The organism is Streptomyces sp. NPDC044064 (assembly GCF_056434245.1).
In genome coordinates this window covers 71066-93541 of sequence record NZ_JBWKFN010000025.1, presented here as the reverse complement: position 1 = coordinate 93541, position 22476 = coordinate 71066, and the positions used below count along the sequence as shown (strand labels likewise).

24 protein-coding genes are annotated in these 22476 nt (G+C 70.9%); 10 read left to right on the top strand and 14 right to left on the bottom strand.

Annotated features, from left to right (window positions below):
• The first annotated feature begins 30 nt into the window (after positions 1-30).
• The 5 genes from AC07DS_RS33445 to AC07DS_RS33425 all read left to right on the top strand — a co-directional run bounded on the left by AC07DS_RS33445 (position 31) and on the right by AC07DS_RS33425 (position 4666).
• Positions 31-771: an ABC transporter ATP-binding protein gene (locus AC07DS_RS33445; RefSeq protein ID WP_479151408.1), complete on the top strand. Its 741-nt coding sequence runs from the start codon at positions 31-33 to the stop codon at positions 769-771.
• Positions 753-2120 (top strand): hypothetical protein, encoded by a 1368-nt coding sequence (locus AC07DS_RS33440; protein WP_479151406.1) that lies wholly within the window; start codon positions 753-755, stop codon positions 2118-2120. The genes AC07DS_RS33445 and AC07DS_RS33440 overlap by 19 nt, the downstream gene beginning before the upstream one ends.
• Positions 2121-2248: 128 nt before the next feature.
• On the top strand, positions 2249-2656 hold the full coding sequence (locus AC07DS_RS33435) for a VOC family protein (RefSeq protein ID WP_479151404.1): 408 nt from the start codon (positions 2249-2251) through the stop codon (positions 2654-2656).
• A 37-nt stretch (positions 2657-2693) separates the two neighbouring features.
• Complete coding sequence (locus AC07DS_RS33430; protein ID WP_479151402.1) at positions 2694-3818, top strand: LOG family protein; 1125 nt, start codon at positions 2694-2696, stop codon at positions 3816-3818.
• A 161-nt stretch (positions 3819-3979) separates the two neighbouring features.
• Entirely contained in the window at positions 3980-4666 is a 687-nt protein-coding gene (locus AC07DS_RS33425) for an LAETG motif-containing sortase-dependent surface protein (RefSeq protein WP_479151401.1), read from the top strand.
• Between the two features lie 65 nt (positions 4667-4731).
• On the opposite strand, the gene AC07DS_RS33420 is transcribed toward AC07DS_RS33425, so the two are convergent.
• The 6 genes from AC07DS_RS33420 to AC07DS_RS33395 form a co-directional block, all read right to left on the bottom strand.
• Complete coding sequence (locus tag AC07DS_RS33420) at positions 4732-5526, bottom strand: maleylpyruvate isomerase family mycothiol-dependent enzyme (RefSeq protein ID WP_479151400.1); 795 nt, start codon at positions 5524-5526, stop codon at positions 4732-4734.
• Positions 5527-5550: 24 nt separating this feature from the next.
• Positions 5551-6573, bottom strand: coding sequence for an ABC transporter ATP-binding protein (locus tag AC07DS_RS33415; RefSeq protein WP_479151398.1), 1023 nt, complete (start codon positions 6571-6573; stop codon positions 5551-5553).
• Complete coding sequence (locus AC07DS_RS33410) at positions 6573-8174, bottom strand: ABC transporter permease (RefSeq protein ID WP_479151397.1); 1602 nt, start codon at positions 8172-8174, stop codon at positions 6573-6575. The genes AC07DS_RS33415 and AC07DS_RS33410 overlap by 1 nt, the downstream gene beginning before the upstream one ends.
• Before the next feature lie 41 nt (positions 8175-8215).
• Positions 8216-9325, bottom strand: coding sequence for a thiamine ABC transporter substrate-binding protein (locus tag AC07DS_RS33405; RefSeq protein WP_479151396.1), 1110 nt, complete (start codon positions 9323-9325; stop codon positions 8216-8218).
• Between the two features lie 225 nt (positions 9326-9550).
• Positions 9551-10657: a dual-specificity RNA methyltransferase RlmN gene (gene rlmN, locus AC07DS_RS33400; RefSeq protein WP_145885472.1), complete on the bottom strand. Its 1107-nt coding sequence runs from the start codon at positions 10655-10657 to the stop codon at positions 9551-9553.
• Between the two features lie 50 nt (positions 10658-10707).
• A complete protein-coding gene (locus tag AC07DS_RS33395) occupies positions 10708-11277 on the bottom strand; it encodes an ATP-binding protein (protein WP_479151393.1) in 570 nt (189 codons plus the stop codon).
• Positions 11278-11463: 186 nt separating this feature from the next.
• Here AC07DS_RS33395 and AC07DS_RS33390 point away from each other — a divergent pair, with 186 nt between their 5' ends.
• The 3 genes from AC07DS_RS33390 (at position 11464) to AC07DS_RS33380 (ending at position 13383) form a co-directional block, all read left to right on the top strand.
• Positions 11464-12111, top strand: a complete 648-nt coding sequence (locus AC07DS_RS33390; RefSeq protein WP_479151392.1) for a TetR/AcrR family transcriptional regulator — start codon at positions 11464-11466, stop codon at positions 12109-12111.
• A 160-nt stretch (positions 12112-12271) separates the two neighbouring features.
• Complete coding sequence (locus AC07DS_RS33385) at positions 12272-12601, top strand: deoxyxylulose-5-phosphate synthase (RefSeq protein WP_479151391.1); 330 nt, start codon at positions 12272-12274, stop codon at positions 12599-12601.
• Entirely contained in the window at positions 12598-13383 is a 786-nt protein-coding gene (locus AC07DS_RS33380; protein ID WP_479151390.1) for an SMI1/KNR4 family protein, read from the top strand. The genes AC07DS_RS33385 and AC07DS_RS33380 overlap by 4 nt, the downstream gene beginning before the upstream one ends.
• A 32-nt stretch (positions 13384-13415) precedes the next feature.
• On the opposite strand, the gene AC07DS_RS33375 is transcribed toward AC07DS_RS33380, so the two are convergent.
• Positions 13416-14405, bottom strand: a complete 990-nt coding sequence (locus AC07DS_RS33375) for a helix-turn-helix transcriptional regulator (protein WP_479151389.1) — start codon at positions 14403-14405, stop codon at positions 13416-13418.
• Between the two features lie 93 nt (positions 14406-14498).
• Here AC07DS_RS33375 and AC07DS_RS33370 point away from each other — a divergent pair, with 93 nt between their 5' ends.
• Complete coding sequence (locus tag AC07DS_RS33370) at positions 14499-14897, top strand: VOC family protein (RefSeq protein ID WP_479151388.1); 399 nt, start codon at positions 14499-14501, stop codon at positions 14895-14897.
• A 167-nt stretch (positions 14898-15064) separates the two neighbouring features.
• Here the strand turns inward: AC07DS_RS33370 and AC07DS_RS33365 are convergent, their stop codons facing one another.
• The 5 genes from AC07DS_RS33365 to rpsB all read right to left on the bottom strand — a co-directional run bounded on the left by AC07DS_RS33365 (position 15065) and on the right by rpsB (position 19870).
• A complete protein-coding gene (locus AC07DS_RS33365) occupies positions 15065-16243 on the bottom strand; it encodes a phosphatidate cytidylyltransferase (RefSeq protein WP_479151386.1) in 1179 nt (392 codons plus the stop codon).
• Positions 16243-16800: a ribosome recycling factor gene (frr, locus tag AC07DS_RS33360; protein WP_145883418.1), complete on the bottom strand. Its 558-nt coding sequence runs from the start codon at positions 16798-16800 to the stop codon at positions 16243-16245. The genes AC07DS_RS33365 and frr overlap by 1 nt, the downstream gene beginning before the upstream one ends.
• A 184-nt stretch (positions 16801-16984) precedes the next feature.
• Positions 16985-17743, bottom strand: coding sequence for a UMP kinase (gene pyrH, locus AC07DS_RS33355; protein WP_067010707.1), 759 nt, complete (start codon positions 17741-17743; stop codon positions 16985-16987).
• 203 nt (positions 17744-17946) lie between these two features.
• Entirely contained in the window at positions 17947-18783 is an 837-nt protein-coding gene (gene tsf / locus AC07DS_RS33350; protein ID WP_479151383.1) for a translation elongation factor Ts, read from the bottom strand.
• Positions 18784-18934: 151 nt separating this feature from the next.
• A complete protein-coding gene (gene rpsB, locus AC07DS_RS33345) occupies positions 18935-19870 on the bottom strand; it encodes a 30S ribosomal protein S2 (RefSeq protein WP_479151381.1) in 936 nt (311 codons plus the stop codon).
• A gap of 271 nt (positions 19871-20141) precedes the next feature.
• Between rpsB and AC07DS_RS33340 the strand changes: the two genes are divergently transcribed.
• Positions 20142-20705, top strand: a complete 564-nt coding sequence (locus AC07DS_RS33340; RefSeq protein WP_479151379.1) for a murein hydrolase activator EnvC family protein — start codon at positions 20142-20144, stop codon at positions 20703-20705.
• A gap of 67 nt (positions 20706-20772) precedes the next feature.
• Here the strand turns inward: AC07DS_RS33340 and AC07DS_RS33335 are convergent, their stop codons facing one another.
• Positions 20773-21330, bottom strand: coding sequence for a TetR/AcrR family transcriptional regulator (locus AC07DS_RS33335; RefSeq protein WP_386576660.1), 558 nt, complete (start codon positions 21328-21330; stop codon positions 20773-20775).
• A 64-nt stretch (positions 21331-21394) separates the two neighbouring features.
• Positions 21395-22237, bottom strand: coding sequence for an RNA polymerase sigma factor WhiG (gene whiG / locus AC07DS_RS33330; protein ID WP_145883421.1), 843 nt, complete (start codon positions 22235-22237; stop codon positions 21395-21397).
• Between the last annotated feature and the right edge of the window lie 239 nt (positions 22238-22476).

Below are 22476 nucleotides of genomic sequence, written 5' to 3'. Positions count from 1 at the left end.
AACAACGGATCAGAACCGAGGTGTACGCCCATGGAGGCCCCGCCGGACAACGACGTGCTGTGGGCACGCTCCCTGCACTTCACGCACCGCGACGGCTCGCCAGGCCTGGCCGGTGTCTCGCTCGAGGTGCGGCAGGGCGAGATCCTCGCCGTCAGCGGCCCGCGCGGCAGCGGCAAGACCACGCTCCTCAGGTGCCTGTCCGGTCTGCTGCGGGCGCAGCAGGGCGAGGTCTGGTTCAACAGCGCGCCCCTGCACACGCTGGGGCCGATGGCCCGTGAACGGCTGCGCCGCGACCGCTTCGGCTGGATCGACCCGTCCCCCGCGCTCGTACCGGAGCTGAACGTCTGGGAGAACGCCGCCCTCCCGCTGATGCTGCGCGGCACCAGCCGCCGCCGGGCCAAGGTGGCCGCGCTGGAGTGGCTGGAGCGGCTGGACGTCGGCGACCGGGCCCGCAGACGCCCGCACGAGCTGCAGCAGGCGGAGCGCCAGCGCGTCTGCATCGCCCGTGCGCTCGCCCCCGGGCCCACGGTCCTCTTCGCGGACGAGCCGACGGCCCCGCTGCACCGCGCCGACCGCGCCCATGTGCTGCGCACGCTCACCACGGCGGCCCGCTCGCACGGGATCACCGTCGTGCTGGCCACGCACGACTCCGACACGGCGGCCCTCGCCGACCGTGCGCTCGCCCTGCTGGACGGGCGCCGTGTGAAGACCGTGCACCTGCCGGACGCCCCGGAGACGGAAGGCCGGGCCGCGTGCTCGCTCTCCGCCTGACCCGCGCGGCCCGGCCCGCCGTCCAGCTGCGCCGTCTGCTGGTCGCCGCCGCCTCGGGGGGCACCGGCTTCCTGCTGCTCGGCACCCTGGGCTACGCGCTGGGCCACCCGCAGACCCCGGGCGCGGCCGTGCTGCGCCTGGCCTGGTGCCTGGTCCCGCTCGCCGCCACCGTGTACTTCGCGCTCGCGGTGGCCCGCACGGACCCCGGCACCAGACCCCGGCAGAACCTGTCCGCCGTGGGCCTGGGCCCGGCCCGCCTGACGGCGATCTCGGCGCTGACGACGGCCCTGTCCACCACTCTGGGCTCGATGCTGGCGCTGCTGGTCTTCCTGCACCTGCGCGGTGATCTGACGGGCATGCCCTTCGACGGCGCGGCGGCCCAGTTCCTGGCCGTGGACCAGCCCCTCCCGGTGCCGGCGGCCCTGACCCTGCTGGGCCTGGTCCCGGTGTCCGCCTCGACGGCGGTGGCTGTCGCCCTGCGCCCCAGGGACCCGCGTCGGCCTGCCAGGGCAACCCGCGCCTCCGGCCGCTCCGGTGCGCACGGTCACTCGGCAGCGCGAGAGACGTCCGGGGTGCGCGGGAGGCTCGGGGTGCGGTTGCTCGCCCCCGCGGGGCCGCGTGCTGCCGCCGGGGAGCAGGAGACCGCCCGGCAGACTCCGCCCGAGGCGGCTCACTCCGGGGTCACCGACTCCGAGGCGCCGGAACAGGACGCCGCCGAGCCCGACATCCCCGCCGCGCTCCCGCCGCCCCGTGAAGCCCCCGTGGGCCTGCCCTGGGGCATCACCACCGTCGCCGCGGGCCTCGCCGTGCAGGCCTACGCCGGTCGGACCACCCCCGCCCCGGACCTCACCGACCTGCCGGTCGAGGCCTTCACCGTGCTGGTCGGCTGGGTGCTGACCGCCCTCGGGCTCGTCCTCGCCTCCCCCGGCCTCACCCATCTGTGCGGGCGCGTCCTGCAGTCCGTCCGGCCGGGCGCGCTCAGGCTGCTGGCCGGCCGGGGCCTGATGGCGGAGGCCACCCGGATCGGCCGCCCCCTCGGCGTGGTGTGCGCGGTGGCGTCCGCCGGCTACGCCCTGACCGCCCTGTACAACGGCCCCGAACCCTCCTTCGGCCCGCTGACGACCCTCGGCGCGCTCGTGGTCACCGGCAGCACGGTGGCGACCCTGCTGACGGCGGCCACCGAGGCCCGCCAGTGCCGTGCCGACACGGTGGCCGCGCTGCTGCGCCTCGGCGCCCCCGCCACGATGCTGCGCAGCGCCGCCGCCCTCCGAGCGGCCGCGCTGCTCGCCGTGTTCGGCCCGCTCACCCTGGTGATCGCCGATCTGGCGGCGCTGCCGATGGCCCACTGAGCGTCCGCCGAGAAGGTCTCCCGGAGAACCTCCCGGGAAAAACCTCCGGCCGCCGATGAGTTTCGCGGCGGCCAGGCGTCCAACCCGGCGAACGGCAGCAAGCGCACGGACCCGAGGGAGACAGACCCATGTACCAGCAGATGATCTTCGTGAACCTGGCCACCGCCGACGTCGAGGCGTCCAAGAAGTTCTTCACCGCGCTCGGCTACACGATCAACCCCCAGTTCAGCTCCGACGACTGCACCTGCGTCGTGATCAGCGACACGATCGTCGCGATGCTGCTCAGCAAGAAGCACTACGCCACCTTCACCAAGAAGGCGATCGTCGACTCGACGACGTCCAGCGAGGTGCTGGTGTGTCTGAGCGCCGAGAGCCGCGAGAAGGTCGACGAGCTGGTGGACAAGGCGATCGCGGCGGGCGGGAAGCCGAGCGGCGAGACGCAGGACCACGGCTTCATGTACGGCCGTGCCTTCGACGACCTCGACGGCCACACCTGGGAGGTCATGTGGATGGACCCGGCGGCGGTCCAGGGCTGACCCGGTCCGTTCGCACAGACGTGCCTAGCATGGGCGGGTGCATCCGACACCCGCCCAGCCGCTCGACGGCTCCCACGACCGCGAGATCGAGTCCCTGGCCGAGTTCGACGAGGTGGTCGCCGAGCGCGGCTCGCTGGCCCACCATCGTGTCCAGGCCGTCGATCTGACGGGCCGTACGAAGACTCTGCTCACCCTCGACACCACGGGCGCCGTCTTCCTCGGCTGCCCGATGGACCCCGAGGCGGCCGCCCACGTCCGGTCGTCCGGCGCCCTGGTGTTCCCGCCGGTCCCGGGGCTCCCCTTCGACCCGTACCGCGGCTTCGCCTACGCACCCGAGGAGTTGTTCGCGTCGCTGAAGGAGGGCTACGAGGCGACGCCGGACGCGCGGGCCTACGCCTGGTTCCAGCGCACCAGGGCCGACGGTGACGTCTTCGCCTCCATGCTGCGCGCGATCCACGACGACGCCGTCTCCGACGCCCTGGACGAACTCCTCGCCGGCGCCCGAGTGGTGGGCGTCATGGGCGGCCACGCGATGGCCCGCGGCACGGCCGCTTACGCCGGAGCCGCCCGGCTGGGCCGGGAGCTGGCACGCGCCGGGTTCACGGTCGCCACCGGCGGCGGCCCCGGAGCGATGGAGGCGGCCAACCTCGGCGCGTACGCCGCCCCCTTCGACGACGGCATGCTGGAGGAGGCGCTCCGGCTCCTCGCCGGGGCGCCCTCGTTCCGGCCGTCCGTCACCGAATGGGCGCGGGCCGCCTTCGAGGTGCGCGAACGCTGGCCCGGCGGCGGCGAGTCGGTGGGCATCCCCACCTGGTTCTACGGCCACGAGCCGCCGAACGCCTTTGCCGCGCACATAGCCAAGTACTTCGCCAACGCCACCCGTGAGGACGGCCTGCTGGCCCGCTCCACCGCCGGGGTGGTGTTCCTGCCGGGCGCCGCCGGCACCGTACAGGAGATCTTCGACAACGCGACGCCGAACTACTACGAGTCGCGGGGCGAGCCCACGCCCATGGTCCTGGTGAACGAGGAGCACTGGACCCGCGAACTGCCGGCCTGGCCGCTGCTGCAGTCGCTGGCGCGGGGGCGGTCCATGGAGTCCCGTATCGCCCTCGTTGACCGGATCGAGCAGGCTCCGGAGGTGTTGAAACGTCTCTGCAGTTAATAAGCAGGCAAAGCCAAGGGCCGCCACAGGCATATGCATTGACACTCTTATGGAGCGCTTATAAACCTGTGAGCCTCCTGGGGGTGCTGGGGCATCACCTCGCCCCTCGCCCCATCTCCCCCTCAGCCCCCCGCAGTTCTGCACTCTGTAAAGGACAGCCGTTGTCCATAACCCGCCGTAGCGCCCGCCGTTCCGTGCGCATCCTGGGTGTTGCCTCCGCCTCCGCCGCGCTGGCCCTCGGTGTCGCCGGCCAGGCCCTCGCCTGCAACATCACCGAGTTCTCCGCCGAAGCCCAGTGCGACGGCAACAAGGGCGTCATCGTCGTCACCGACAAGGACGCCTCCGGCACCCCGGCCACGATCACCGTCTTCTCGAAGAACGCCGCCGGTGTCGAGAAGCAGGTCGGCGAGCCCCAGGACATCAAGGGCTCCGCCAAGGGCACCACGGTGAACTTCCAGGAGAACTGGAAGCCCAACGCCACCTACCGCGTCCACGTCAAGGCCGGCGACCAGGTCGACGAGGACGTCAAGCCCGACCTGGTGACCCCGTCGACGGCCTGCAAGAAGGAGGAGTCCCAGGCTCCGACGCCGCCGGCCACCCCGAAGCCGAAGCCGTCGACGTCCACCTCCACCTCCACCCCGACTCCGTCGGCCTCCGAGAGCAGCTCCGCCCCGGCGGGCGCGCCGAGCAACGCGCCGTCCCCGGCGGCCGCCGACTCGAACCTCGCCGAGACCGGTGCCAGCTCCAACACCGGCCTGATCGCCGGTGTCGCGGGCGCCCTGGTCGTCGTCGGCGGTGGCGCGGTCTACTTCGGCATGCGCCGCCGTGGGGCGAGCAGCGGCCGCTGACGCCTCACTTCGCACCTCACCCGGCCCGTCCCCGATCCCCAGGGGGCGGGCCGCGGTCGTCCTCGTCAGAACGCGGACCGCTCCAGCCAGAACTCCAGCACCTCGCGCTCGCCCAGCACCTCCAGGCCGGGAGCGTCCAGCGGCAGCCGCCGGTAGAAGGCGAGCAGGAGCGGGGTGAGCGGGCCGCGCAGGGCGACGGTGGCCTTCTCGTGGCCGCGGCGCCAGCTGACGCCGTCCGCGGCGAGTTCGACGATCCACTCGGCGTGCAGCGCCGGGTCGCTGTCGGTGGCGTGGAGGTGGATGGTACGCGGGGGCCCGTCCAGCCCGAGGGCCCCCTCAGCGCCACGGTGCCGCTGGACGAAGAGCGCGATGTCCAGCCACTCGTCCAGCGCGTCGGCGGCGACCTCGGGTGCCACCTCGTAGGGCACCCCGGCGGTGAGCGTGGCGTCCGCGCGGTGGACGGTGATCTCGTGGGTCATCCGGCGGGCCCAGAAGGCCGCGTCGGACATGCCGATCCAGGACCACACCTCGGTGTCCGGTCCGGCCTCGCGCAGGGCGCCCACGACCAGTTCGCCGGTCTCCGCCAGCCATTTGTCCAGGGCCGCCGCGTCGCCCCGCTCCTCGGGTCCGGCACCGAACGGGATCTGCTCCTGCGGGATGTTCTCCTGCGCCCGGCTGCGCACCAGGGCGTCCACCCAGCGCAGGGCCCTGCCCACATGGAGTACGAGGTCCTCCAGCGACCAGTCCGGGCAGGTCGGCACGGTGGCCGCGAGGTCGGTGCCGGAGGTCAGCACCGCCCTCAACTGCCCCACCTGGTGGGCGATTTCGTCGCAGTAACGGTCATGGGTGAGCAAAGTCATGCCGCTCACCCTAGGGGTGAGTGATCAGCCGAGCACCACGATTTCGGCCGCGTCGAACGCAACCCCCAGCTCGGCCCCGGCCTCCGGCGCGTCCCGGAGTGCGCAGGCCGCCTCCAGACGCGGGCCGCCGTCCCGGGGCCGGAGATGGACGGCCACATGGGTGCCCTTGAAGGTGCGGGCGGTCACCGTGCACGGCAGGCCCTCGTCGGCCGCGACGAGCCGTACACCGGCGGGCCGGACCAGCAGCGAGCGGTTGCCCCGGGGCGAGCCGTCGGGCACGGGCAGCTTGCCCCACGGGGTGGCCGCCGCCGTGTCGCCGACGGTCGCCGGGACCACATTGTCGAAGCCGAGGAAGCGGGCCACGAACTCGTCCGCGGGCCGCTGCCAGACCTCCAGCGGCGTCCCGGACTGGGCGATCCGCCCGTCCCGCATCACCACCACCCGGTCGGCCAGCGCGAAGGCCTCGCCCTGGTCGTGGGTGACGGCGAGCACGGTCGTACCCAACCGGCCGAACAGTTCTTTGAGTTCGACCACCAGCCGCTCCCGCAGCGAGCGGTCGAGCTGCCCCAGTGGTTCGTCCAGCATGAGCAGCCGGGGCCTGGGCGCGAGCGCCCGGGCGAGGGCCACGCGCTGCTGCTCGCCGCCGGACAGTCCGGCGACGGCCCGCCCGGCCGCTCCCGGCAGCCCGACCAGCTCCAGCAACTGCCCGACCTCGGCGTCCCGTCCGCCCCGCGGCACACCGTGCATCCGCAGCCCGAAGGCCACGTTGCCGCCGACGTCCCGCTGCGGGAAGAGCTGGTGGTCCTGGAACATCAGCCCGACGCCCCGCCGGTGCGCGGGCACGCCCGCCTGGTCCCGGCCGTCGAGCAGCACCCGGCCCGAGCTCAGGGGCTGCAGTCCGGCCACCGCCCTGAGCAGCGTCGACTTTCCGCTGCCGCTGGGTCCGAGCACGCACACCACCTCGTGCTCGGCGACGTCGAGGCCGACCGCGTCGAGCACGGGCCGCCCGCCGAGGCGCACGGTCGCGTCCGCAAGGCTCAGCAGCATCAGAACTCCCCCGTCCGGTCGGTGCGCAGCCGCTCCAGGAGCAGCAGGGCCGCCGCGCACACCACCATCAGAATCGTCGACAGGGCCATCGCCTGCCCGTAGTTGAGGTCACCGGGCCGGCTCAGCAGCCGGGCCACGGCGACCGGGAGCGTCGGGTTGTCGGGCCGCGCGATGAACACGGTCGCCCCGAACTCCCCGAGAGACACGGCGAACGCGAACCCGGCCGCGATCAGCAGCGCCCGCCGCACCAGCGGCAGGTCGACCTCTCGCCAGACCCGCCAGGGCGAGGCACCGAGCACGGCCGCCGCCTCCCTGAGCCGTCCGTCCACCGCCCGCAGCACGGGCAGCATGGTCCGTACGACGAAGGGGGCGCCCACCAGCGCCTGCGCGAGCGGGACGAGGATCCAGGACTGCCGCAGATCCAGCGGGGGCCTGTCCAACGAGATGAGGAAGCCGAAGCCGACGGTCACGGCGGAGACACCGAGGGGCAGCATGAGCAGCGCGTCGAAGCCGCGCACGAGCCGTCCGGCGTCCCTGCGGGCCAGCGCGGCGGCCGCGAGTCCCCCGATCAGCACGGCGACGGCGGTGGCGGCGAAGGCGTACTCGAGCGAGGTCCACACGGCGTGCAGGGGTGCCACGAGGAAGGTGCCGCCGTCGGCGTCGGTGAGCGCCCGGTAGTAGCCGAAGCCCGGCGCGTCGAGGGAACGCTGCACGAGCACGCCGAGCGGCAGCACCAGCAGCAGGGCCACGGTGACCAGGACCCCGGCGAGCAGCGCCCACTGCCCGGCGCCGCGCGGCCGGCGGGCGGTCACCTTCGGGTCGACGAGCCGCAGGGCGGTCTCCCGGCGCCGTACCGTCCAGGCGTGCACGGCGAGGATCGCGCCCACCGCGACGAACTGGACGAGGGTGAGGACGGCGGCCGTGGACAGGTCGAAGACCTCCGAGGTCTGGCGGTAGATCTCCACTTCGAGGGTGGAGAAGGTGGGCCCGCCGAGGATCTGCACCACGCCGAAGGAGGTGAAGGTGAACAGGAACACCATCAGCGCGGCGGCGGCCACGGCGGGTGCGAGGGCGGGCAGCGTCACCTTCCGCCAGGCCCGCAGCGGGGACGCGCCGAGCATCCGGGCGGCCTGTTCCTGCCGCGGGTCGAGCTGGGCCCACAGCCCGCCGACCGTGCGGACGACGACCGCGTAGTTGAAGAAGACGTGCGCCAGCAGGATCGCCCACACGGTGGTGTCGAGCCGTACGCCCCACAGGTCGTCGAGCAGGCCGCCGCGGCCGACGAGTGCGAGGAACGCCGTACCGACGACGACGGTGGGCAGCACGAACGGGACCGTGACGACGGCCCGCAGCAGGTGTCTGCCCGGAAAGTCCAGGCGGGCGAAAACATAGGCGGCGGGCAGGGCGAGCAGCAGGGTGAGCACGGTGGAGGCGAGCGCCTGCCAGGTGGTGAACCACAGCACGTGCCGGATGTCCGGCTGAGTGGCGACGTCCGCCATCCGCCCGAACTGCCAGACGCCGTCCACCTTCAGCCCGCGCGCGACGATCGCGGCGACGGGCCAGGCGAAGAAGACGGCGAAGAACGCGACGGGCAGGGCCATGAGCCCCAGCCGCGCCGCGCTCCCGCGCCTTTGCCCCGTGGCTACTTCAGTACGAGAGACGTCCACGACTTGACCCACTGGTCGCGGTTGGCGGCGATCTTGCCGGGGGCCATGGTCTCGGGGGCCTTGGCGGCCGGCCCGTACTTGGTGAAGTCGTCGGGCACCGCGGCGCCCTGCACCACCGGGTACACGAACATGTTCAGCGGCATGTCCTGCTGGAACTCCTTGGAGAGCAGGAAGTCGATGAACGCCTTGGCACCCTTGGTGTTCTTCGCGTTGCTCAGCAGCCCGGCGAACTCGATCTGCCGGAAGCAGGTGCCGGTCGCGACGCCGGTCGGGGCGGTGCTGGGCCGCTTCTTGGCGTAGATCACCTCGGCGGGCGGGGAGGAGGCGTACGACACCACGAGCGGCCGGTCGCCGCCCGCCTTCCTGCCCTCGGAGGAGCCGGAGAACTCCTGGCGGTAGGCCTGCTCCCAGCCGTCGACGACCTTGACCCCGTTGGCCTTGAGCTTCTTCCAGTAGTCCTGCCACCCTCCCCCGCTCTCGGCTTCGCTCGAGCGGGAGGTGCCCCCATCGCCGTACTGCGCGGCGCTGCCGAGCAGGAAACCGAGGCCGGGCGAGGAGGTGGCCGCGTTCTCGGTGACGAGGAGGTTCTTGTACGCGGGCTTGGCGAGGTCGGCGAAGGTCTGCGGCGGGGTCAGCTTGTGCTCGCTGAAGTAGGCCTTGTCGTAGTTGACGCAGATGTCGCCGTAGTCGACGGGCGTGACCCGGTGCTTGTCCTTGTCCAGCTGGTAGGCGGCGCCGACGGTGCCGAGGCCCTTCGCCTGGTACGGCTGGAACAGCCCGTTGTCGAGAGCCCGGGACAGCAGGGTGTTGTCGACGCCGAAGAAGACGTCGCCCTGCGGGTTGTCCTTGGTCAGGATCGCCTTGTTGACGGCCTGACCGGCGTCGCCGCCCGGCAGTACCCGGACCTTGTAGCCGGACTGCTGCTCGAAGTCCTTGAGCACCTTCTTGGACACGGCCCACGAGTCGTGGCTGACGAGGGTCACGGTCTTGGAGTCAGCTGAGCCCTTGCCGTCCGTCGATCCGCACGCGGACAAGGTGAGCAGGCCGAGGCCGACCGCCGCGGCCACGAGGGTCTTGGTGTTCACGTGAGTTGTCCTCCTGGGGTTGGCCAGGAAGAACGCGGCCCTGCCCGGTCCTTCTGAGAAGAACCCGGGCAGGGCACGACAGCATGAGTGGTGACCGAACTTCCTACCCAGAATGACCTGGGCGAGGTTCAGAGGGTCTGCGGCCCGCTTGCCGCACTCTCAGCGCTGTGGCGCTCCCCTGTCGGAATATGAAGATGTGATGAGACGTGATGGAACGCAGCCAGATTACCGCTCGGTGGCCGCGAGCTGACCACACGCCCCGTCGATCTCCTGCCCGCGGGTGTCCCGGACGGTGACCGGCACGCCGTGGGCGGCGATCGCCTCGACGAACGCCTTCTCGTCCTCGGGCCGCGAGGCGGTCCACTTGGACCCCGGCGTCGGGTTCAGCGGAATCAGGTTGACGTGCACGGGCTTGCCCCTGAGCAACCGCCCGAGGCGGTCACCGCGCCAGGCCTGGTCGTTGATGTCGCGGATGAGCGCGTACTCGATCGACAGCCGGCGCCCGGACTTCTCGACGTAGTCGAACCCGGCGTCCAGCACCTCGCGCACCTTCCACCGCGTGTTCACGGGGACGAGGGTGTCGCGCAGCTCGTCGTCGGGGGCGTGCAGGGAGATCGCGAGCCGGCACTTGAAGCCCTCGTCGGCGAACCGGTGGATGGCGGGCACGAGGCCGACCGTCGAGACCGTGATCCCGCGCTGCGAGAGCCCGAGTCCGTCCGGCGCGGGGTCGGTGAGCGCGCGGATGGCTCCCACGACCCGGTTGTAGTTGGCGAGCGGCTCGCCCATGCCCATGAAGACGATGTTGGAGAGCCGCGCGGGCCCGCCGGGCACTTCGCCGTCCCGCAGCGCCCGCATGCCGTCCACGATCTGGTGGACGATCTCGGCGGTCGACAGATTCCGGTCGAGCCCCGCCTGCCCGGTGGCGCAGAAGGGGCAGTTCATCCCGCATCCGGCCTGCGAGCTGATGCACATGGTCACCCGGTCCGGGTACCGCATCAGCACCGACTCCACGAGCGTGCCGTCGAACAGCCGCCACAGCGTCTTGCGGGTCGTTCCCTGGTCGGTGGACAGATGCCGGACGACGGTCATCAGGTCCGGGAACAGCGCCTCGCGCAGCCGGTCCCGCGAACCGGCCGGGATGTCGGTCCACTGCTCGGGGTCGTGCGCGTACCGCGCGAAGTAGTGCTGCGAGAGCTGCTTGGCACGAAACGGCTTCTCGCCGACCTCGGCCACCGCCTCCTTGCGCTGGGCGGGCGTGAGGTCGGCAAGGTGCCGCGGCGGCTTCTTGGCTCCGCGCGGGGCTACGAAAGTGAGTTCTCCGGGCTTAGGCATGGCTGTACCAGTGTCGCAGATCCAATTGGGTGACCCGGGGCGGTCGTGCCTCAGGTCACCGTCGTCACGGTGTTCACGCCACTCGCAGAGTGGCCCTCCGCGTGCAGCTCGAACCAAATGGTCTTGCCCGTCCCCGTCCGAATGCTGCCCCAGTCATCGGCGAGCAGGTCGAGGAGTTCGGTGCCGCGGCCGCCCTCCGCGTCCGAGTCGACCGCCGTGAGCACAGGACCGGCGGACTCGGTGTCCTCGACCTCGCACAGCAGGCGCGAGTGACGCAGCCGCAGGTTGAGCCTGAGCGGGCCGCGCGTATGCCGCAGGGCGTTGGTGACCAGCTCGCTGACCAGGAGCTCGGCGGTGTCGGCCAGGTCGTCCAACGCCCAGTCGCCCAGTTGCGCGGTCACCAGACGGCGGGCCCGGCGCGCGGAGGTCAGGTCCCGTTGCAGGGGCCAGGAGGCGTCCCAGACGGTGGCGCGTCCGCGCGGCGAATCCAGAGGTCGCAGCGGCTCGAGCGTGCGGGACCAGAGGGCCCACTGCCTGGCGAGCCACGAGGACGCGATGACACGTGAGGACCGATCTCTCCGGCGAGAGCCGATGGCGTGGCCGATGGCCTGGATGACCATGAGATCTGTCCTTTCTTGCAGGTGGCGGAGGGCCCGCCGGTGAACGCGCCCGGCGTGTGCCAGGAGCTGCATGTAGCAGTCGCTACACCTAAAATATATACGAAGCGGTTGCTACAGTAAAGACCTGCCCAAAAGTGAAAGAACGGACAGACGGCAGTCATAGCCCTCACACACCCGGGAGCCCGCATGCCTCGCCCGCCCGATCCGGCCAAGCGGCGCGATCTTCTCGACCGGGTCCGCGAGTACGTGTTGCGCAACGGCCTCGCGGATCTGTCCCTGCGCCCGCTGGCCAAGGCCCTGGGCACCAGCGACCGCATGCTCCTGTACTACTTCGGCACCAAGGAGCGGATGATCGCCGAGGCCCTCGCCATCTACGAGCGCCGGCCCCTCCTGCGCGCCCGCGAACTGCTGAAGACCGTCGGCCGGCCCACGACCCCGGCGGGGCTGCGCCGCTTCATCGAAGAGGTGTGGCGGCAGTTCAAAGACCCCGACGTACGCGCCACCCTTCCTCTGTATCTCGAGATCATGAGCGCCAGCGTGCTGCACCCGGACCGCTACGGGCCCGTGATGCACGACATCGTCACCGAGTGGACGGCCCTGCTCACCTCTGTCTTCCGTGAGCTCGGCATGGGCCCGGATCGAGCCCGGAACCAGGCCACCCTCCTGACCGACGCCAGCGTCGGCCTCTTGCTCGCCCCACTGGCAGACGACCACTGGGACCACGCCGACACGGCCTTCCGTGCCCTTCTCGACAGCCTGGAACCCGGATGGCACACCCCGGGGCCGGCTGCACCTGGCGTTCAAGATCATGGCGGGCACTGCCTGCAGGAATGAGCGTCCGGATTCCGTGCGCCGACCGGCGGTCCTTGCCTCAACAGCCCTGATGCCGGTCGGCCGAAGGATTCACTCGGGAGCCCGGCGAGTGTCTGGGCCGCCTCCCAGCCGAACCGGAAACCCGCTTGGCCGGGGTCACGGTGCTCCCTAGTCTGGCCGCATGTCTGCCGCCAAGACCTCGTACGTCTGTCTGTCCTGCCGGGTGTCGTACAAGCAGTGCTACGACCCGTGGCGGGAGCGGACCTGCCCGCGCTGTGCGCGTGCGCTGATGTACGCGGGCTCCGCCTTCGCGGCGCCCCCGAAGCGGGACAGAGCCGCCTGGCGGGTGCTCACCGTGCTGTTGAACGCGGGTGTCGGTTTCCACAAGAGCTGCTGCGGTGGGCCGGGCTACCGGCCGCGGACGCTGCGCGAGGTGCGGGAGCGGATGGCGTTCGCCCGCCGTACCGGGGAGCCGGCCGCGACGGCGCTGCGCCGGGCCGAGCTGCCGTGACGGGTCTGGACGCCCTGGTCCGGACCGTCTCCCCGCCGGCCGGCCCGGTCGACGCCCGCGGGGACTGGGCCGAGGCGGAGGCACGGCTCGGGGTGCGGTTGCCCGGCGACTACAAGCAGCTGGTCGAGACGTACGGGTGGGGTGAGTTCTGCGACTACCTGTACCTGCGCACGCCCTTCGGCACGAGCCCGTACAACCGCCTGGAGCGGCACGACGGCCTGCTGGTCTGGGGTGCCACGACGGACGCCGACCGGCTGTGCTGGCGCACCGAGGGAGACCCGGAGGAGTGGCCGGTGGTGGTGCGGGGCCGGAGCATCGGGCGGGAGGAGTTCGCGCCGGGTGCGGCCGGGTTCGTCGAAGGGTGGGTGACGGGACGGGTGAGCTCCGCCGTCCTGGCCGACATGGAGCCCGGCCTGGCGCCCTGGTTCAACGCCTTCCGGCCCCGGCTGCACCGGTGTCTGCGGCTGTCCGAGGGCCCACGGCCGTACGACGAACGGCTGCGGATACTCCGGGACGTGCTGACGCCGACCGCGGACCGGGGATCGTGGCAGTCCGACGACGGTGCGCACGGCCAGGACCACTTCGCTACCGCCGACACGGACTGGCACCTCACCTACGACCGCTCGCGCCCGCACCAGATCCGGATCTCCTTCCCGCCCGCGGACCGCGCGGCGGCCCGCGACCGTCTCTTCGCCGCCGTACGCCTCATGGGCTGCACGGTCCTGGAGATCACCACGGCCGATGGACTGCCGCTGCCGGACTGGAGCGCCGACGACGCCTAGGTGTGCCATCTCATGACACTGGTTCCTCGCGGTCAGACTTGGCGGGCGCAGGACGCAAGGCGATCGGCGAGCGCGGTGACGAGGTCGCGCAGTTCATCGGGGCGCTCGATGACGAACGGCCGGTCGAGTGCGGCGAGTACCGGAGGCAACCAGTCGAGCCGCTCCGCCCGCAGCTCGACGCGCAGCCAGCGCTCGGTCGCCCGGTCCTGGCCTGCCTCGGGCGCGTACTCCTCCAGGCTCGCGACGCTGACGGGAAGGTGGGCGCGGATCTGCGCGACCGTCCCGTGGATCCGCAAGGTCACCTCATGCCGGTACTCGGCCGTGGCGAACGCCGACAACACGCGCTGTGCCGGACCGGGACCCACGGGCACTTCGAATGAGCCCGGCAGGGTCCGCGCGTCTGCGATGCGATCGAGCCGGAAGGTTCGGTCCTGGCCGATCTGGGCGTCCTTGCCCGTGACGTACCAACGGCCCGCATGGGCGACGATGCCGTATGCGTGCAGCATGCGTTCGCTGCGCCGTCCGTCGCGGTCGGTGTAGCGGATCGAGACCGGTCGGCGGTGGCGCACCGCATCGGCGACGGTGAGCAGGACCCCGGCGTCCGGGGTGTCGAGATCACCGGGCTGATCCGTGAAGGCGAGAGCTTCCAGGAGTGTGTCGAGCCGACGGGCGATGTGCTTGGGCAGTACCCGCCGGATCTTCGCCGACGCCGTCTCGCTCGCCGTGTGCTCCGTCGTCGTCAGCCCTGCTCGGCGGCCTGCGACCAGGCCGAGCAGCACGGCCAGCGCCTCGTCGTCGCTGAGCATGAGCGGAGGCAAGCGGTACCCGGGAGCGAGCCGGTACCCGCCGTAGCGGCCGCGCACCGATTCCACGGGCACGTCCAGGTCGATCAGCTGGTCCACGTACCGCCGCACGGTGCGCCCTTCGACGCCGAGCCGGTCGGCGAGTTCGGCCACCGTCCGGGTGCCGCCCGACTGCAGCAGCTCCAGGAGTGTCAGCACGCGGGCGGTGGGTCGGGGCATGTTCGCAGCATAACGCGAATACAGGACCGATTCTGTCCACTATTTCTCCTAGCCTGCGACGTGCCCGCCTCCAGCAGAGCCAAGGAGATTCCCATGGACTTCGTCTCGATCCGCATCATCACCGGCGACGTGGCGCGCCTCGTCGAGTTCTACGAGCGAGCCACAGGGGCGCGGGCGACGTGGGCCACCGAGGACTTCGCCGAACTCAGGACCGCGTGCGCCACCCTCGCGATCGCCGGCACCCGCACCGTCCCGCTGTTCGCCCCGGGCTCTGCCCGCCCGGCGGACAACCACAGCGTGATCACCGAGTTCCTCGTCGACGACGTGGACCGTGTTCACCAGAGCCTGACCGGCTTCGTCACCGAATTCGTCACCGGGCCCACCACGATGCCCTGGGGCAACCGGTCGCTGCTGTTCCGCGACCCCGACGGCAACCTCGTCAACTTCTTCACCCCCGTCACCCCGGCGGCCATCGAAAAGTTCGCACGCTGACGCCACGCAAAGCCGCTCACGCGCCTGCGGATCGACGCCGGACGTCCGATCCCGCACGTGGCTGCGGAAGCCGGAATCTCCAGCCGCTCCTTGAGCAGCCCGCCCGGTACGACGACGGGCCCCGTCCCATGTTCAGGACGGGGCCCGGAAGCCGTGACGAGCAGGACTCACGCGGAGCCGACGAACAGCACCATCAGCAGCCACACCACCGGAGCGGTCGGCAGCAGGGAGTCCAGGCGGTCCATGATGCCGCCGTGCCCGGGGAGCAAGGTGCCCATGTCCTTGATGCCCAGGTCGCGCTTGATCATGGACTCGCCGAGGTCACCCAGGGTGGCGCTGGCCGCGACCGCGAGGCCCAGCAGCAGGCCCTGCCACCAGCTGCCGCCGTCGATCAGGAACTGCATGCACAGCGCGCCCGCGACCATGGCGAACAGCACCGCGCCGAGCAGGCCCTCACGGGTCTTGCCGGGGCTGATGCGCGGGGCGAGCTTGTGCTTGCCGAAGCGCCAGCCGACCGCGTACGCGCCGGTGTCGCTGACCACCGTCAGGAGCAGGAAGGTCAGAACACGCCAGGAGCCGTCGTCGGCGGTGAGCATCATGGCGACGAACGTCGCCAGGAACGGCACGTAGAACGCGGCGAAGACGCCGGCCGTGACGTCCTTGAGATAGCCCTCCGGCGGCTCGGTCATACGCCAGACCAGGACGGCCAGCGCCGTCAGGGCCATGGCGACCCAGGCACCCTCGGCACCCCGCACGTACCCGGCGACCACCATCGCCGCACCGCCGAGCGCGAGCGGCACGAGCGGCGCCTTGATGGCCTTGCGCTCCTGCAGCCTGCTGGTCAGCTCCCACAGACCCACGACCACCGCGACCGCGACCACACCGACGAACACGGCCTTGTAGATGAACAAGGACGCGATGATCACCACGCCGAGCCCGACACCGACCCCTATGGCCGCGCTCAGGTCACGGCCCGCGCTCTTCTTCTGCGGCGCGGGCGCCGGCTGCGGGGCGTCGGGCATGGGCTCCGGATTCTGCGTGTCGTGTTCGAACGTGTTGCCGTGGAACGTGCTGCCTTGGAACGTGTTGCCTTGGAACGCGCTGTCCCGGAACGTCTCGTCTGGGAACAAGGGGCCGTTCAGGCGAGCAGCCCCCCGGTCGTCGTCCTGGTCTCCGCCATGCGCGGGTACGTCGGGCACGATGGGCATGGGGCGAGTGTGCTGCGCCTCAGGCGCATCGTACGCGGGACCCGCCGGGGCAGCCCCCTGGACAGGCCCACCCTCGGTGGGCCCCCAGTACCCGGCCTGCCCCGCCGTCGGCGGTGCCCCCCAGGAAGAGTCGCTCATCAGACTTCGAGCAGCTCCGCTTCCTTGTGCTTCAGGAGCTCGTCGACCTGAGCCACGTACTTGTGGGTGGTGTCGTCCAGCTCCTTCTCCGCACGGCGGCCCTCGTCCTCGCCGATGTCGCCGTCCTTGATCGCCTTGTCGAGGGCGTCCTTGGCCTTGCGGCGCACGGAGCGGATGGAGACCCGGGAGTCCTCGGCCTTGCCCTTGGCGACCTTGATGTAGTCGCGACGACGCTCCTCGGTGAGCTCCGGGAACACCACACGGATGATGTTGCCGTCGTTGCTCGGGTTGACGCCCAGGTCGGAGTCGCGGATCGCCTGCTCGATGTTGCGCAGGGCGCTCTTGTCGAACGGGGTCACGACCGCCATGCGCGGCTCCGGCACGGAGAACGAGGCCAGCTGGTTGATCGGCGTCAGCGCGCCGTAGTAGTCGGCCACGATCTTGTTGAACATCGCCGGGTGCGCACGGCCCGTGCGAATCGCGGCGAAGTCCTCCTTGGCGACCACGACGGCCTTCTCCATCTTCTCCTCGGCCTCGAGGAGGGTCTCTTCGATCACCACTTGCTCCTGCGTGTCTTGAGTAAGGCCCGGCTGCGGTTCCTCGTCGGGGCGGCGGCCGGCTGCGTCGCGTCTTCTTCCTGCACGGTTCCCGACCGGCAGGACATTGTCCATCCCCCGGCCAGGGTGCGTCCCGTCCGTCCCCCGGACAGGTGGCGTACCCCGGGTGACGGGGGTGTGCCGGTCAGGCCCGGCTGCCCTGGTCACCCACCAGCGTGCCGATCTTCTCACCCTTGACCGCTCGGGCGATATTGCCCTCCGCGAGCAGCTCGAAGACGAGGATCGGCAGCTTGTTGTCACGGCACAGCGTGATGGCGGTGGCGTCGGCGACCTTGAGGTCGCGGGTGATGACCTCGCCGTAGCCGAGGGCGTCGAACTTGACGGCGTCGGGGTTGGTCTTGGGGTCGGAGTCGTAGACCCCGTCCACCCCGTTCTTGCCCATGAGCAGCGCCTCGGCGTCGATCTCCAGGGCGCGCTGGGCGGCGGTGGTGTCGGTGGAGAAGTACGGCATGCCCATACCGGCGCCGAAGATGACCACGCGGCCCTTCTCCAGGTGGCGCACGGCGCGCAGCGGGATGTACGGCTCGGCGACCTGGCCCATCGTGATGGCGGTCTGCACCCGGCTGTCGATGCCCTCCTTCTCCAGGAAGTCCTGGAGGGCGAGGCAGTTCATCACGGTGCCGAGCATGCCCATGTAGTCGGAGCGGGCGCGGTCCATGCCGCGCTGCTGCAGTTCGGCGCCCCGGAAGAAGTTTCCGCCGCCGATGACGACCGCGATCTCGGCGCCGTCGCGGACGACGGCGGCGATCTCACGGGCGATCTTGTGCACCACGTCCGGGTCCACGCCCAGGCCCCCGCCACCGGAGAAGGCCTCTCCGGACAGCTTCAGCAGAAACCGGCCGCGTACTTTGCCGTCGTCGCTCTTCTGGGCCTTGGTGGTCATGGAGATCCCGCCTCTTTCACGTGTTGCACATACGAAGAAGGCCATTGCCGGTGGGGTCGCTTTTCGCTCCCATGCGCGGCAATGGCCTCCTCGTCAGATCTGCTGCCGTCCGCCACGTGCCTGGGTGTGGCGGTGTGCCCGGACGACTGCTTTCGACCCTATCGAGAATTCTCCTCGGGTCGCGCGTCGATCGCGGTACGGACTCAGATGCCGACCTTGATGCGCGTGAAGCGCTTCAGGGTGACACCGGCCTCGTCCAGGACCTTCTGGACCGACTTCTTGTTGTCCAGCGCGTACGGCTGGCCGAGCAGCGTGGCGTCCTTGAAGAAGCCGTTGAGGCGACCCTCGACGATCTTCGGCAGGGCGGCCTCGGGCTTGCCCTCGGCGCGGGTGGTCTCCTCGGCGACGCGGCGCTCGGACTCGACGACCTCGGCCGGCACGTCGTCCTTGGAGAGGTACTTCGGCGCGAAGGCGGCGATGTGCTGGGCGATGCCCTTGGCGACCTCGGCGTTCGGCTTGTCCAGCTCGACCAGGACACCGATCTGCGGGGGCAGGTCGGGCATGGTGCGGTGCATGTAGGCGAGCACGAAGCCGTCCGCGAACTGCGCGAAGCGGTCCAGGACGATCTTCTCGCCGAGGTTGGCGTTGGCCTCGTCCACGAACGCCTGGACGGTCTTGCCGGCCTCGATCTCGGAGGCGAGCAGGGCCTCGAGGTCGGCCGGGGAGGTCTTGGCGACGTACTCGGCGATCGCGGTGGCGACGGCCTGGAACTTGTCGCCCTTGGCGACGAAGTCCGTCTCGCACTTCAGCTCGACGAGGACGCCGGAGGAGTTGTCGTCGGCGATGATGGAGACCACGGCGCCGTTCTCGGCGGAGCGGCCCTCGCGCTTCGCGACGCCCTTCTGGCCCTTGATGCGCAGCGCCTCGACGGCCTTCTCGACGTTGCCCTCGGCCTCGTCCAGCGCCTTCTTGCAGTCCATCATGCCGGCGCCGGTGAGCTCACGGAGCTTCTTGACGTCGGCGGCGGTGTAGTTCGCCATGAGTCTGTGAGTCTTTCTCGAAGTCTTGGAAGATCGGAGATCGGTACGGTCTGCGATCCACATGTGAACGCGGATCACGGACTGCGCGCCGACCTACAGGTGAACAGCGGGGGCGGACTTCATGTCACCGCCCCCGCCGTCAACACTGACGTCAGGCCTGCTCGCCCTCGGCGGCCTTCTCCTCGACCGGAGCGGCCTCAGCCTCGACCGGAGCAGCCTCAGCCTCAGCGGCCGGAGCAGCCTCGGCCTCAGCGGCCGGAGCAGCCTCGGCCTCGGCGGCCGGAGCAGCCTCAGCGGCCGGAGCCTCGTCCTTCTTCTCACCCTCGAGCAGGTCACGCTCCCACGCGGCGAGCGGCTCGCCCGCACCCTTGTCGCCCTTGTCACCGGTGGCGACGCGCGAGCGGGAGATGAGGCCCTCGGCGACGGCGTCGGCGATCACGCGGGTGAGCAGGGTGACGGAGCGGATCGCGTCGTCGTTGCCCGGGATCTTGTAGTCGACCTCGTCGGGGTCGCAGTTGGTGTCGAGGATGGCGACGACCGGGATGTTGAGCTTCCGGGCCTCACCGACCGCGATGTGCTCCTTCTTGGTGTCCACGATCCAGACGGCGCTGGGCACCTTCTGCATCTCGCGGATACCACCGAGGGTCTTCTCCAGCTTGGCCTTCTCGCGCGAGAGCACGAGAAGCTCCTTCTTGGTCAGACCGGAGGCGGCGACGTCCTCGAAGTCGATCTGCTCGAGCTCCTTGAGGCGCTGCAGACGCTTGTAGACGGTCGAGAAGTTGGTGAGCATGCCGCCCAGCCAGCGCTGGTTGACGAAGGGCATGCCGACGCGGGTGGCCTGCTCGGCGATGGCCTCCTGCGCCTGCTTCTTCGTGCCGACGAACATGACCGTGCCGCCGTGGGCGACGGTCTCCTTGACGAACTCGTAGGCGCGGTCGATGTACGACAGCGACTGGAGCAGGTCGATGATGTAGATGCCGTTGCGCTCGGTGAAGATGAAGCGCTTCATCTTCGGGTTCCAGCGACGGGTCTGGTGACCGAAGTGGACGCCGCTCTCCAGCAGCTCCCGCATCGTGACGACGGCCATGGCCGTATCTCCTTGAATTTCTCGGTTGTGCCGCGGATGCCGGACGGCTCCCGCGCCTGACGCCCACCTGCGCCGTGCCACGAAGGACCGAGGAGCGCTGACACCGGCTTGTGATCACCAGGTGTCGGGGCGTGCGAAGTCGACCCGGTGACCCGGATCGCCAGAAGAAGTGTACGGGACCGTGGGAGCGCCGGGTGACGCCGCTCTCCACAACCGGGGAGTAATCCACAGATCCCGGCCGTGATCGGCGGGGGTACGGGAGGGTCTTCGCATGCGACGAGTGATGCGGTGCGTGGGCGTGTGGGCGGGATTGCTGCTGGCCTCGGCGGCGACGGCGCCGACTCCCATGGCCTGGGCATCCCTGCCCCCACCTGCCACGGAGGAGCGGGTTCCGGCCATCGCCCGGGCCTGGCCGGTGGGCGTCCGCCCGCTGGTGCTACGGGGCTGGCAGCCCCCGGCGACGGTCTACGGCCCCGGCCACCGGGGCGTGGACCTGGCCGCGTCCCCAGGCGCTCCGGTACGGACGGTGGCGCCCGGGCGGGTGACCTTCGCGGGCCGCGTGGCCGGGCGTGGCGTGGTGTCCGTCCGATTGGCGGGCACGGACCTGCGCACGACGTACGAGCCGGTCAGCCCCTCGGTGCGGAAGGGGGACACGGTGGGGACGGCCGAGGTGGTGGGCACGGTCGAGGCGACGGGGTCGCACTGCTCGGGCACGTGCGTGCACTGGGGCCTGCTGAGAGACGAGACGTACCTGGACCCGCTGTCCCTGCTGCCGCCCTGGCTGCTGCACAGGGGGCCGTCGAGACTGCTGCCGGTGCTGGAAGTGCCTGCGTAGCACCGGCCGTGACTGCGGGCACCCCGCCGGGCGGCCGAAGACCCACCCCGCCCGGCAGCAGGGAACCTCAGCCCTTCACACCCCGTAGCGCCATGGCCACCGCGGCATCCGTCACCACGGAGGGGTCCTCGGCGGCACCGAGCTCGATCCGCCGCACAGCCGCGTCCACGACCCCCTGCAGCAGCATCGCCGCCAGCCGAGGCTGCCCGTGCCCCATCTCCCCCAACGCCTCGACGACCATCGCGACCAGCCCGCCGTGCGCGGCCCGGATCTTCTCGCGCGCCCCCGCGTCCAGCTCACTCGCCGAGATCGCCACCACAGCCCGGTGCCGCCGGTCCCCGACCAGCGCCAGCTGCTGCCGCACATACGCCTCGACCTTGTCCTCGGCCGACGACGCCCGCTCCATCGCCGCCGCGACCTCCGCCGCCCACACGGGGAAGTCGACCTCGCACAGCTCCTCGACCACGGCGGCCCGCGAGCGGAAGTACTCGTACACGGACGACCGCGCCAGTCCCGTCCGCTCGGCGAGGGCCGGGAAGGTCAGCGCCTCCGTCCCGCCCTCGGACAGCAGGGACCGAGCCGCGTCCAGCAGGGCGGCTCGCTGCATCGACCGGTGCTCGGCCACGGAGGCCGCTCGAATCCTTGGCACGTCAACCACTTTACGGACACCCCACCCCGGAAGGGAGGACTCAGCGCCCGAAGCTCGCCAGCTTGGCCCGCAGCTGCAGCACCGACTTGGTGTGGATCTGGCTGACCCGGCTCTCGGTGACCCCGAGCACATTGCCGATCTCGGCGAGGGTGAGCCCCTCGTAGTAGTAGAGCGTGACGACGGTCTTCTCCCGCTCGGGCAGCGTGTTGATCGCCCGCGCCAGGAACCGCCGCAGCTCCCGGTCCTCGGCCACCTCCACCGGATTGTCGGCGGCGGTGTCCTCCAGCGTGTCCATGAGGCTGAGCCGGTCCCCGCCCTCGCCGCCGACATGCAGCAGCTCCTCCAGGGCGACCACGTTGGCCAGCGACAACTGGCTGAACACCGCGTGGAGTTCGTCCACCTCCATGCCCAGCTCGGTGGCGACCTCCCCTTCCGTCGGCGTCCGCCGCAGCCGCGCCTCCAGGGTGGCGTAGGCCCGCTCGACGTTGCGCGCCTTCTGCCGGACGGACCGGGGGATCCAGTCCAGCGCCCGCAGTTCGTCGATCATCGCGCCCCGGATCCGGGTGATCGCGTACGTCTCGAACTTGATCTCCCGGTCGATGTCGAACTTCTCGATCGCGTCGATCAGCCCGAACACCCCGGAGGAGACGAAGTCGGCCTGCTCCACGTTGGGCGGCAGGCCGACGCTCACCCGGCCCGCCACGTACTTGACCAGCGGCGAGTAGTGCAGGATCAGCTGCTCCCGCAGCCGGTCGTCCCCCGTCTCCTTGTACGACCGCCACAGCTCGTCGAGCGTCGAGGGAGCGGGCGGTCGCACGCTGCCACCGTCGCGGGCGGCCGCGGGGATCGCCGTCCGGTCGGACCCGGAGGTGTGCTGGGGCATTCGTCGCCTTGTGCCGTTCTGCCGTACCTGGGTGAGCTGTCGGTCTGATGTCGAGATGGCGCGGTCTGCGCCCGGGCTTTCGTGAGCGTAGCGTGACTGAGGAGTCGCGGTGTGCGAACAAGGAGGGTCCACCCCTGCGCGGACCTCTGCTGTCGTCCGCGCCGCCGCGCCCGGCAGCTCGCTCTGCGTGACCGGGCAAAGGGGTCAACTCCGCGAAATCCCAAGGGCGTAGGGGATTC